A 12248-nucleotide genomic window follows, 5' to 3' on the forward strand; every position below is an offset into this window, starting at 1 on the left:
AATTTTCCAATTTTTCAACAAATTGCTATTGAATGAGTTTGCAAAGCGTAACTGGTCGACTCTCTGATGGTGACGGAGCCTATGTCTGACAAAGCTGACGTGAAGCTTGCCGAGCCTGAAAAGAGCAAGGCCGCTGCACCGCAACCGAAGAATGAGGTTGCCGAGGCGAAGAGCGCGAAAGAGGTCAAGGAGACGAAGGAGCAGCGGGTTATTCCGCTGCGCATCGATCGTGCTGCGGCGGCGATCGCGCGCAAGACCGATCTGAACATCCGGCCGCGTCAGCTGCGTCGTGCGCTTTTGAAACTGTCCTTTGCGGTATGCGTATTGCTGCCCAGCCTTCTGGGCGGGTTGTATTTCTTCGTGATTGCCTCCGAGCGCTATGCGGCGCGTGCGAGTTTTGCGGTTCGCAGCATGGACAGCGTGCCCTCTGGCGGTGATTTTCTCGGCGCGATTGCTGGTTTGTCGAGCGTCGGGACGACCACGACGGATTCTTATATCGTGCTTGAGTATCTGAAAAGCCGGGAGCTTATCGACAAGATTCAGGCTGATTTTGATCTGCGTGAAGCGTTCAGCAAGAGCAGTATCGATTTTCTGTACCGGCTTGATGCGGGCGCGCCGATCGAGGATGTGGTCGCGTATTGGGACTGGATGATCACGGCATCTTACGACAACACCTCGGCCATCTTGAACTTCGAGGTTGAGGCGTTCTCGGCGCAGGATGCGAAGGCGATCGCGACTTTGATCGTTGCTTATTGTCAGGAGCTCATCAATCAGCTGTCGGAGCAGGCGCGCAAGGATGCGGTGCGCTTTGCGCAAAAGGAAGTGGCAACGGCTGAGGTCAGGTTGAAGGTGATCCGGGACGAGATGCGCAAGTTCCGATCTTCCTCGAGCGCGGTGGATCCGACGGCGTCCGCGGCGGCCCAGGTGCAGCTTGTGGCGGGTATCGAGACGCAGCTGATCGAGCTCAGGGCCCGGCTTGGCACATTGTTGGCCTCGCTTGATGAGGATTCCCTGCCGGTGGTTCAGCTTCGCAAGCAGATTTCCTCTTTGGAAACGCAGCTGATCGAGAAGCAGACGGAAGTGAACGGGGAAGGGGAGGATTCCACCCGGATCGGCAGGGGCTTGTCGAGCCTGCTTGCCGATTATGAGAAGCTGCAAGTGGATATGGAGTTTGCGCAAAAGGCCTATGCCACGTCACTGTCATCGCTTGAGCGGGCGCGCGCTGAGGCGGACCGTCAGCAGCGGTTTCTGGCCGTGTTTGCCTCTCCGAGCACGCCGGAGATTGCCATCTATCCGTATCGGGTGATCAACACGTTCCTGGTGTTCATTTCGGCGTTGATCCTGTGGAGCATTGGCGTGCTCCTGGCCTATTCCATTCGCGATCACATGCGATGACGAGACCTCTGGCGGAAACGGGGCGAGACTGCTGGAGCGCATCTGACGGGCTTGACCGGGCTGACTGATGTCTATGGCGATGGACAAGGTGGAGAACCCGTTCCGCGTCAAGGCGCGGGTTATCGCGGCGCTTGTGCTGCGCGAGTCCCGGGTCACGTTCGGCTCGGTCAAGATGGGGTATTTCTGGGCGATCTTTGAGCCGGTGCTCGGAACGGCGCTTCTGACCCTGATCTTTTCCTTTGTGACCCGCCATCCGCCGATTGGTACGAGCTTTCCGCTGTTTTTCGCCACGGGCATCCTGACGTTCCAGCTCTATCAGAAGCTCTCGAGCTCCCTGATGGCGGTGTTTGAGGCCAATCGCGGCTTGATGGCCTATCCGCTTGTCAAGGAGACGGATGTTGTCATTGCGCGCTTTCTGCTGATCGTGATGACCTATCTGTTCATCTTCATCATCTTCTTTGCAGGCTTGATCTTGATCGGGGAGGCAGGTTTTCCGCGGCGCCTTGATCAGGTGATCTTCGCCATTGCCGCGATGGCGCTGCTGGGGCTGGGAGCGGGGCTTACCAATGCGATCATCTTCCTGCTTTGGCCGACCTGGCGGCGCATTGAAGCGGTGATCACAAGGCCCTTGTTTTTCATATCGGGAATCTTTTTCATTCCCGACCTGTTTCCGCCGCATATTCGCTATTGGCTGTCCTGGAACCCGATGCTGCACGCGATTGATTGGGTGCGCGTAGGATACTATCCCAATTATCGCAGTTCGACATTGGATCTGGGCTATCTGTGGCTTTACATCGGGATCTTGCTGGTGGTCGCGTTCGGCGCAGAGCGCCTTTACCGCAAACATCAGTATTAGGTGGATTGGGATGATCGGCTTCCGAAATGTCCGAAAGACCTATCGCCTGAGTGGCATCCGCAAGGTTGTGATCGACAATCTCAGCCTGGACCTGCCGTCGGATCGCAATATTGCGATACTGGGCCGCAATGGTGCGGGCAAATCGACCTTGATGCGGCTGATTGCCGGGGCCGAGCTTCCCGATGAGGGGCGGATCATTCGGCGCGGCAAGGTGTCTTGGCCGCTGGGGTTTGCAGGCGGGTTCAATGGCAGCATGACGGGGATTGAGAATGCCCGCTTTGTGGCACGCATGTATGGCGAGGACACGGAACGAGTGGTGGAGTTTGTCGAGGATTTTTCTGAACTCGGCCAGTCCATGCAGCTGCCGATCAATACCTATTCGAGCGGCATGAAGGCGAGACTTGCCTTTGGCGTGAGCATGGCCATCGACTTTTCCTACTATCTGATCGATGAGATTACTGCGGTTGGGGATGATAGGTTCAAGCGGAAATGCGACGAGGTGTTTCAGAAGAAAATCGAAACATCGAAAATAATCATGATTTCACATAGCATAGCAACAATAAGAAAATTCTGTCAAAGCGGATGCTTCATGGATGATGGGAGGCTATATTATTACGAAGATGTAGAAGCGGCGATTGAAGCACATACTCGCGCTCAATCTTGAAGACGATTCGGTCAATTTGGTTTGATTATGCTATGATCACCCCGGAAGTCCCCGTTCGGGGCGATCCAAAAACGGGGCGCACGTCAGTCACATGTTCAACGGGTGACGTGGTGGACTGAAACTGATCCAGACTTGTCAGGAATGACATTTAGGGTATGCCGCCCTCGGCTGTCGTACCATTCAGCCTTTCCATTGCGCATAGTGGCGTTGAACCGGGTAGCCTGCCGATCGATAGTGACGTCGGACTCAAGTACAATGAGAGTCGCGAACCGGCCCATCATAGTCGGTTCTGCCGCCACCGCCACGGATCCAGACGGCACCAGACTATAGGGTGCGTCAGAGGTCCAGCCCTGTAATTCAGGCTCTTGCTGTCCGCGTACTGGAGGGAGGATGCGTCCGGTGCCAAGGAGGTCGGCGAGCACCAGCGAGGCGCCAGGTTTGGTGCAGCTTTCTGGAGCCTGTCCGCGCAGCAGATTACCTTCTAGGTGAAGGTTCCAGTCGGGCGCGAACTGGAACCATTGCCGGAAATCATGTGGCGCGGTACGATCATGCAGCCAGTCTAGCACCATAAGCCAGTGGCCCGGCGCCATGACCAGTACGCGCCGGTGTCGGATTCGGCGCTCTACAACCATCTCGCAATCGGTAATGGTAAGACCATCTTGCTCTGACGCATGGAGCAATGCTGAGCCGAACGGGCGCACCCGTTTTCGTCGGTAGCTATACCCATCGATCTCAACACAGTTGTGGGCGCGGGTTGACTCGACATAGATTCGTTCGGGATCAGAATACCAGAAGCCCTGTTTGAACAAATCAGAGCGGGGCTCTGTCCTGCCGGCGTAAGCATAGCGGCCAGGATCGATCAGGATTTCACGGCCGCGATCATACCAAACAAAGGCTAGGTGATCGGCGTGCTTGTGTGTGGCAGAATGATGACCAGCAATTTGAGCAAGATAGGAACTGTTCTGAGCTTCCGGTGCGCCGTGCGCAAAACGCGCAAATGCATAGCCTGAGGCCTTCATTTCCTTGACGCCATTGGCTGGTGGTGTTCCGAGTACCCCCCCCGACATTTGATGTTGCAGGCCTTCGCTCGCGAACTGTGAAACGAACGGGATGGACCGCACCATGGCCTTTGGATCGGTGTCGCCGATGGGTACGATCACTCCGTTTGGCATAATCATCCAACTTAGCACTTCCTCCATAGCCAAGACACGGTCTTTCAAAGCGGCCTCCGTGAGCAGGCCGCTGGCAGCAGCGCCAACGAAACTCACCATCAGACCGTAGTGATAGCCGGGTGAATGCTCCTTGTGTGCCCCATCGGAGGTGAAATGCTCGTCGAGTAGCTGCAGCAACCGTTCACGCGCCAATGCATATTGGGATGCGCTTTCTGGCATATGAAAGAAGCGGCGAGCGGCAGCGAGTTGACCAAGCGCCTGGTGAATGCCGTGATTGCTATGGGCGCGGAAGAAATGTTCGCGACTGAGCACGGCGTGATGAAACTGAAGCGCTCGCCACAGCGTCTCTATCGTTGCCTCCTCGCTGGCCGGATCTCGCGCTAGCACGTCTAAAAGATAGGCCAACCTGAAGATCCGTCGTCCGACCGCCATGTCATACCAAGCGAAGGTCGATGAATCCGCGATCAGTCGGTCGAGGTGCTCGGCGGCGGTGTCACCGGATATTGGTCTCCAATAGCGGTTGAGCCAATCGAACACAAAATTAGTGGCCAAATTCAGGTAACGTAGATCTCCGAAAACTTTGTGGGCCCGAAGCGCATATCCCACGGGTTCCCAGGCATGCAGATCGCATGCGTGCGGTCTTTGTTGGTCATCGAAGTTGATCGGCGGACGCATGTCGGTGATAAAGTGCCCGGCCTTCTCCCAGCGCCCGCCAAGCATAGCTTCCATCGCGGGTTTGAACTCAGATGACGTTTGCCATGGGTAGCCGAATTCCTCGAGAGGCTCCCAGGACCGGCGAGTGAGCCGACTACGCAATGGCTCCGAAGTCTCTAGGCGCCAGAATGCATCTCCTAGGCCACGTGGATCGATCGCTTCCCTCAGAGGTAGTTCTCCATCCTCAAGCAAAGCGAGGATATCGGCCGTGGTAACAAAATTGTGGCCGGCATTTAGCGCTTCTGTGATGAACCGCTGCAAGCGTTCGACATTTGCAAGCAGGGGCGGCCCGAAGTGATGGCCGTTTTTGATGTCGAGAAGCGACCAAGAGTGCATTACAAGAACAACGATGGCATCCTTGGTAAACTGCCGACCGAAGTGATCGACATACTGGATCATATCGTCATGTGTGGCGAAGTGAGCACTGTTAAAGTTAAAATCAAACGGTCGTGGAATATTCCGGAAGCCGTCGACGACTGACACTGGTATCTCAATCATCCCATTGGGCCAGGAGAACTGCTGAGTTGCAGGCGTGGAAAATGGTTGAGTTGCCCGCGAGCGATTGACAGAACTGTCGATCCTTATGCCATAACGGCACAATTGACGCAGTAAAATCTCATTGAAGCGGTATCCGCCACCGCGAAACGCGAGTGGCTGCACGCCGGTGATCCGTTGGTAATGCGTTACGAGTTCACGAACAACGCACTTTGCTTGATCATCATCTATGACATTTAGATCGCTAGCTGGTGTTGTCCCTGCCGCGTCCCATACTGAACGGGAAAAAAACTCGGTATGTACATGGAGTTGGAGATCATGCCCGCGACAGGCGATATTTGCGGCGACATCGCTCATCGATGTGCCGTACCGATCGATCTCAGCGAGATCGGTGAAGGCGGTGAGCTTAACGCCATGCTCGTCGGCGATGTTCATCATCCGACCAACACCAAAATCTCCAGTGTCGAAACGCCCCCAGATGAGGCGATCCACATGAGCTTCGGGCGCGCGATTGGGCTGCGCTTCAACGTCGACGGTAATCCAGATTTGGGCCATATCTCGCCTGACGACCTAAAAAACTAGGTTCTTAAGTGCAGTCTGAGCCTCTGGCACGCCGAGCTCTGCCGCCCGCTCGAAGCAGGCAGAGGCGCGCTCTGGATCGAAAGCGCTGAAATCGGGCGAAGCGAGAATGACGCCCCGGAAATAGCAGGCATAGCGCCCCTGCTCCTGCGAAGGAGACGACAAATACTCCCATGCCTTCTCAAGGTCTCGAGGTATTCCGACACCAAGTAAATAGGCCGTTCCCAGACGGTACGTTGACACGGTGTCAACTCCACGCGCCAGTACTTTCTGATGTAAATTCAATGCTTCTGTATGTTTACTTTCTGACCAGAGATTTTCAGCGTGCGCCGACAATGCCTTGCTGTCGAACGCAGTTTCTTCAACGCCCGTTGCCGCAGCCCCTGCGTCTTTTTCGGCCGAATGCCAAACCCATTTGCTTCCTGTGATCGGATCGCGACCATAGAAGGTCTTGATCAGGAACCCTTGGTTCATCAATGTCTTCAAAAGACCAACATCTCCTAGTCGTCGAAAGCTGCCAATCTTGTGCCGGTCATAGGCTTCCTGCCCGTACCAACTGGTTATGGTGGCGATGTCAGTATGCTCGACAGTATCTGCGTTAAAGGTCAATGGGTCGCAGAATAGAAAGCGGCCACCGGGTTTCAGCACGCGGTGGATTTCGCCTAGCGCTGCGTCGAGATCGTGCACGCAAGTTAAAACGTAGCTGGCAATAACCGCGTCGTAAGCAGCATTCTCGACATCGGGCATATTGGTAATATCGGCGATGATGTCTGTCTTCAGTTGAGGCTGGATATCACAAGAAACGATATCGAGAATATCACGTTGGGCATAAATTAATTTTTCGGATTTTGATGGGCTGAGCGCCAGAATGTGCTTATCAGCAAGGTCAAACTCTTCTTGTAGAAACGAGTCATATATCTGCACAAAGACGCGTTGCCGCTCGACACTTCCGCATTGCGGACAGCGTGATTTTGGGCGACCATTGTAGTCTTCGAAACGTGAAAGAGGTGTGTGGCATACGGAGCAGCATGGCTCGCCATTTCTGTCCGATGCTGGTGTTTCTGCCCGTGTGGTGGGAGATGACCCGCGCATCTGTGCCGTCGTTTGTACGCCCCGAACACCAGATCTTGCTGAAATAGACTTAACCCGTCCAGTATTTGCGGTCGGCTGGGATACGATCAAGCCTTCTTTGCAGGTCATTGTATCGTATGGCATCATACGGAATGGTGAGGCAGTCCCAGGGGATGCAATTGGTGTCGTGTCCGATATGGCAATGGTCTCGATAGGAACGATTGGCCCGCTCTCGCATCGACCTGCGGCGACAAGGTCGAGCGCCTGCGCACAAGTGATGACCTCGACCCCGGCCGGTCTCAAGCGCGAGACGAACTCCTCAAACCTCTCGATGTTCTCGGTAAGTGGCGGTGAAAAGAAACCACTGTCTTCGCGCCTACAGAAAGACCATGAATGCATCACCATAACGGCGATGGCGTCCTCACCCAACTGGCCATAGAAAGCCTCAAGAGACTGTGCCATCTGATCCGCATTACGGAACGCGCCGGCGTTGAAGTTGATGTCGAAATCTCGCGTCAGATTGCGATACGGATTGACGCAAGATATTGGCACTTCGAGACAACCGTTGTCCCAATAGAATTGACGCACACGTCCAAGCTTCAACGGTTGGTTCTCGCGTGCGGCGTTGTAAGAGCTATTGAACTTGACCCCGTGGCGTACCATCGAGCGGAGCAACGCGGGTCCGTAGCGGTAGCCGCCGCCGCGATATCCAACTGGCGCGACGGCGCCCGCATCCTCCTGCGATCGGCACAAATACTCAAGTAGTGCATCAGCCTGCTCATCGCTAGCGACGTTGATACCGTCCGGCGGCGTCAACTCCCTTTTCGACCAGAATGTCTGTGCAAGGAACTCCGGGTGCGAATGGAGTTGGAGGTCATGTCCTCGGCGATGGATCTCCCGGGCGACGTCAAGAATTGCGTCGCCATAGAGTGCCCGCTCGCAGTAGTCCAGAAACATCACAATCGGGGCGTCGAAGCGATCTCCGATGTCCATCATTTCGCCAATACCCCCCCCCCGACCTTCAGGGAATTTTCCCCATATCAGGCGATTGACATGATCCCGTTCTGCCCGGGCAGGCTGCGCCTCGACATCTACGGTGATCATCAGACGACGCATCTCAGTCTCCTCAATGCTGTTTGAGCTGTGTGGTCAGTTCAACGCAAGTCAATTTAAAGATAGTTTAGCGTAGATTTCCTGCACATCACGAACCAGGCACTCTGCTGTGCGATGCTTCAAAACCCAGTCACCCCCCTGTTTGCCCAGCTGTTCGCGTAGCTCAGGATCTGAGATCAGGCGTTGTAGGGCGTCGGTCAAGGCGGGTATGCTGTTTTTCTCCACCACAACGCCCGTCTTTCCGTCGATCACAGTCTCGGCGATAGCGGCCGTGTTGGAGACTACCACCACTTTGCCCGCCGCCATGGCCTCGAAGGGCTTGAGCGGCGGTACCAGCTCTGTTACCGGGAGCGACCGTCGCGGTAGCGGTGCGATGTCAATCACCCGGTAGAGCGCTTCTACTCGTTCGCGTGGGACGCGCCCGGTAAAGGTGCAGAGCGCCTCGACACCCCGTTCGGCGGCAAGCGCTTTGAGCGCAGGTAGTTCGCGCCCGTCACCTACAAGCAAAAAATGGAATGCTTTGACATTCCGGCTTCGTAGTCGCGCCATGGCTTCAATGACGAAGTCGAGTCCCTCATAGCGCACCACCGAGCCCGCATAGCCGATGACCACCGCCTCCGGCGCGATGCCGAGTTCGGCCTTTAGCTTGGGATCAGGTGGAAGCGCGTGCATGTGGGTAGCATCGACACCGTTTGGTAGTACGCTGACAGCGTCTGGTCGCGCTCCGTGCTCAATTACAAAACGACGGAGCTGCTCGGAGATAACGACGACATGATCGGCCTCTCGGATCGCTTGGTTCTCGAGAGCGCGGCTCAATTGATAGCGTCGAGTCTGCCTGTAAGTATCGTTGGCGGAGGCTTGGGTAATTTCCCAGATGCCCCGCACCTCGTAGATGCTCGGGATGCCGAGGCGGCGGCCTGCGATGATTGCCGCCAGCCCGTTCAAGTTGTTCGAGGCAGCGTGGATCACGGCTGGGCGGCGATCGTGTGCGATGGCAACGATCCGATCCGCATAAGCTTCGATGTAGTTGTCAAGAGGTCGCCCGATAAGGCCGTCCTTGCTATCTTGTATAGTGCGGAAGACATGATCGATCAGTTGCGTCTCCAGGGGAGCAACAACAGTGCGGTGCCTTGCCAAATCGTTTGGAAAGCCGAGGCGAGTAAATGGCTCTGGCTCGAATCCGGCCTTCGAAAGAATCTTCAATACAAAGTGGGTTCGAACAACATAACCATTCAGCTCGTAGGGGTCACGCATGTGAGCGAGATAGAGCACCCGCCCGGGTGCGGGCGTGTAGGTCGGTTTGGCGGATGGCAGCGGCAGTGCCATGGCTTCGATTTCCAGCCGCAGGACCGCCTCAAGGCGGCGTAGCATGAGTAGACGCCTGGGCGGCAGGCTCGTGGCAGTGATCGCCCGGAGCAAAATCCGTACCGCGTTCCAATCGCCTGTTGCGCCTCGTCCGGCATGGTTGCGCAACTCTTGCACAAGCGCTCTACTAGCGAGCTCTGCTATCTGCTCTGCATGGATCTCGATCCTGACGCCCGTGTTATCAAAGCCTAGCGTGCAAAGCCATTGGGCGAGCCAAGCTCGGCTCTCTGGGGAAGCAGCTGACATCGACAGGAACTCTGCCCCATCGTCTTCTACGCTTGGAAGAGCCTCAAACGTTGCATCGACATCATCCCAGGGTTCAAGGAACCTGCTCTCTGGCTTTGTATCTCGGATGCTCGCAGGGTTGGTGGGGTGAGGAAGTGGGCGCCCGCACTGGGAAGCAATAGAGCGGGCGGCCAGAACGGTTAGGGCCGCAAGAAGGCCTGCCGGAAAAAAACGGAAGCCCAAAAGGGTAAGCCCGGCTGCTTGTCGATCAGGCCAACTATGCGGTTGCCTCTCAAATCGTCCCAGCAGGCCAACCAGAGTATCTTTTCCCGGCATGTCTGGGAGGGTGACGAGAGTGTCCAGATCTATCGGACGACCCTTGCGGGCGAGACGATGGAAGGTACGCAGCCGTTTGGTTGCCGCAATCAATGCGCGGTTGCGAATAAGATCGTCAATGCATGTCGAGCCGGCCAGATAAGCTAGAACAGCGGTATCGAGTTCCGCAGATCGCTTAAAATTACATCGGGTTGGGGCGTCGCCGGCTGGCTTCCTAATCGTGATCATTGGTCCCCCTTGCAATTTTCGTATCGTAGGAATAGCCGTATTGGCCGTTTTAGAACAGCGGCTACACAGTGTTTTTCCGACATCTTATAAAGGATGGGTCGTGACCAGCTCGATCAGTGATTTTGCCAACGCCGTCCGACAACGACCACTGCGCCGCTATGACAGATTGTACGACTATCCCGAAACCGAAGCGATTGCTGCGGCCGAGGCGGCCAGATCGACAGGGCGATACGTCTACTGCGGTATCGAAGTGCGGCTTGAAAGGCCGTTCGCAGAACCCTCCGATGAACTTCCGCGCTCAAGACGTATGGCAATTCAGGCGTGGCATCATCTGGAACCCTTGTTTGTCGGCCTCGACCGCACCAACGACGACTTCTATCGAACTGCCCTGAAGGTGGCTGCGGTCGATTGGATGCGAAACTCAGGCCTCTTGTGGAAGAGTTTCCTTCAGGATGTTGGGAACGGGCGAGATGATAATAATGAAGATTTCTCGGCATACGCCATTGCTGTAAGCGCCCGAACCTATCGACTTGCCTTTCTCGTCGACAGCCTGATCGTCGAAGGATTTCCGAGCGAGGATTGGTCGGATCTCCTGACCTTGTTCCTTGAGCACGCACATAGCTTTGAAGAGGATGGGAGTATCTTACGTCGACATAACCACGGTCTCTTCCAATTGGCCCATATAATCGCTGGCACTTCGCGTTTCTACAATATTGGCGTTGGGGATCGCCTCCTGTCAGGAGGGTTGGGAACTGAAGACATCTATTGGCGGGCGTCGCGGCAATTCCACGCCCTCTTTCAAATCCAGATCAAGCCTGACGGCTCGTTGCCTGAGCATTCCGCTGGCTATCAAATGCTGGTAACGAGGCTGTTAGGAAAGATGATTGATTGCGGTTTTGTGAATGATAAAACGTTGATCGATCTATTTGCCCGCATGAAGGAGCTCTGCAATTGGATGTTTGATCCAGAAGGTAAGCTTATCGCGCTGGGAGATACTCCAGAAGCAATAGAGAAAATTGCAAGTGATTATCAAACAGGCCCAACCGAGACAGGGTCATCGCTATTTCGGGAGGGTGGCTACTGGTTCATTCGCCAACAGGCGACGTCACAGGGTGATAGTTATCTGGCGCAAACTGCTGCCTTTCACTCTCGTACTCACAAGCACTGCGATAGCGGCGCTGTGGTTTGGCACGATTTGGGGCGTCCGATCCTAATTGACGCTGGGAGTTTCGGATATCTAGGTAGAACGCCTAAGGGATCGCCGCTGCAGCGGGACGGCTTCTGGTACGCAGACCCGCGGCGGGTGCATGTAGAAAGTGCCCGTGCTCACAATACTATTGAGATCGACGGCCGCAACCATCGGCGTTACCGACAGGAAGCATTTGGAGCGACGATAACTGAGGTGCTGACGGTCGATGGCGTTCAGGGAAGCCGGTGTGCCATTCCCAACGCTGGGGCAGCACAACATCACCGTTTCGTCTTGTTAAGGCCAGGCGAGTGGTTGATCGTCGTCGACACTTGTCGCTTCGCTCGAAAATCCGCGATTGTGAGACAGTGGTTCCAGTTTCATCCGCGTTGGTTGAAATCTAGCGGTCCTGGACTTTGCATGGAGGATGGGGCTGGGAAGTTGTATCTCATGCCATTGTTGGCCGGCACGGCCGTTGAACGGGTGTGGAGAGGCGATCGGTTCGTTTCTGACGATGCTGTCGATCCCGGATATCGAGGCTGGTGGGCACCATGTGCCGGGCAGTTCGAACCATGTACGTCTGTATCAGTGGCAGCGTCGGGCACCTTTCTAAGTCTTGCCACGCTGATTTCTCTCGGAGATACTCCGCCGATCGTTGGGGGGGGGCGCGCAAATGCAACCCATCGTGCCTTTCTTTTTGACTGGCAGTCCGGTCTCGTTAGGCACCGGTTGCGGCTGAAAACGGAGGGGTTTTCTTCCCCAAGCTTTTCAATAGAGTATAAAGTCCACCGATAAATGGAGTCGCTCAGGCTCTGAATGCCAGGGGCAGATCGTTCCATGCTTCCCCCA

At 55.6% G+C, this 12248-nt stretch carries 7 protein-coding genes; 4 read left to right on the forward strand and 3 right to left on the reverse strand.

Annotation, left to right across the window (positions count from 1 at the left end; translation table 11 throughout):
- Nucleotides 1-81 precede the first annotated feature (81 nt).
- The 3 genes from RBB46_RS16395 (at nucleotide 82) to RBB46_RS16405 (ending at nucleotide 2915) form a co-directional block, all read left to right on the forward strand.
- Nucleotides 82-1395, forward strand: a complete 1314-nt coding sequence (locus tag RBB46_RS16395) for a lipopolysaccharide biosynthesis protein (protein WP_306030093.1) — start codon at nucleotides 82-84, stop codon at nucleotides 1393-1395.
- Between the two features lie 73 nt (nucleotides 1396-1468).
- Nucleotides 1469-2251, forward strand: coding sequence for an ABC transporter permease (locus tag RBB46_RS16400; RefSeq protein ID WP_306030094.1), 783 nt, complete (start codon nucleotides 1469-1471; stop codon nucleotides 2249-2251).
- Between the two features lie 10 nt (nucleotides 2252-2261).
- Complete coding sequence (locus tag RBB46_RS16405; protein WP_306030095.1) at nucleotides 2262-2915, forward strand: ABC transporter ATP-binding protein; 654 nt, start codon at nucleotides 2262-2264, stop codon at nucleotides 2913-2915.
- A gap of 95 nt (nucleotides 2916-3010) precedes the next feature.
- Here RBB46_RS16405 and RBB46_RS16410 read toward each other — a convergent pair whose 3' ends face one another.
- Genes RBB46_RS16410 through RBB46_RS16420 form a run of 3 tightly spaced genes read right to left on the reverse strand, consistent with a single transcriptional unit; the run spans nucleotide 3011 to nucleotide 10213 of the window.
- Nucleotides 3011-5851, reverse strand: a complete 2841-nt coding sequence (locus tag RBB46_RS16410) for a heparinase II/III family protein (RefSeq protein WP_306030096.1) — start codon at nucleotides 5849-5851, stop codon at nucleotides 3011-3013.
- A 15-nt stretch (nucleotides 5852-5866) separates the two neighbouring features.
- Nucleotides 5867-8062: a methyltransferase domain-containing protein gene (locus RBB46_RS16415; RefSeq protein WP_306030097.1), complete on the reverse strand. Its 2196-nt coding sequence runs from the start codon at nucleotides 8060-8062 to the stop codon at nucleotides 5867-5869.
- Nucleotides 8063-8110: 48 nt separating this feature from the next.
- On the reverse strand, nucleotides 8111-10213 hold the full coding sequence (locus RBB46_RS16420; protein WP_306030098.1) for a glycosyltransferase family 4 protein: 2103 nt from the start codon (nucleotides 10211-10213) through the stop codon (nucleotides 8111-8113).
- Nucleotides 10214-10313: 100 nt separating this feature from the next.
- Here RBB46_RS16420 and RBB46_RS16425 point away from each other — a divergent pair, with 100 nt between their 5' ends.
- Entirely contained in the window at nucleotides 10314-12194 is a 1881-nt protein-coding gene (locus RBB46_RS16425; RefSeq protein WP_306030099.1) for a heparinase II/III family protein, read from the forward strand.
- The last annotated feature ends 54 nt before the right edge of the window (nucleotides 12195-12248 follow it).

This window comes from Stappia sp. MMSF_3263 (assembly GCF_030733745.1).
GTDB lineage: Bacteria > Pseudomonadota > Alphaproteobacteria > Rhizobiales > Stappiaceae > Stappia.

Coding starts and splice junctions, on each gene's coding strand:
- RBB46_RS16405 (WP_306030095.1), top strand. CDS start 2,262: ATGATCGGCTTCCGAAATGTCCGAAAGACCTATCGCCTGAGTGGCATC.
- RBB46_RS16415 (WP_306030097.1), bottom strand. CDS start 8,062: ATGCGTCGTCTGATGATCACCGTAGATGTCGAGGCGCAGCCTGCCCGG.
- RBB46_RS16400 (WP_306030094.1), top strand. CDS start 1,469: ATGGCGATGGACAAGGTGGAGAACCCGTTCCGCGTCAAGGCGCGGGTT.
- RBB46_RS16395 (WP_306030093.1), top strand. CDS start 82: ATGTCTGACAAAGCTGACGTGAAGCTTGCCGAGCCTGAAAAGAGCAAG.
- RBB46_RS16410 (WP_306030096.1), bottom strand. CDS start 5,851: ATGGCCCAAATCTGGATTACCGTCGACGTTGAAGCGCAGCCCAATCGC.
- RBB46_RS16420 (WP_306030098.1), bottom strand. CDS start 10,213: ATGATCACGATTAGGAAGCCAGCCGGCGACGCCCCAACCCGATGTAAT.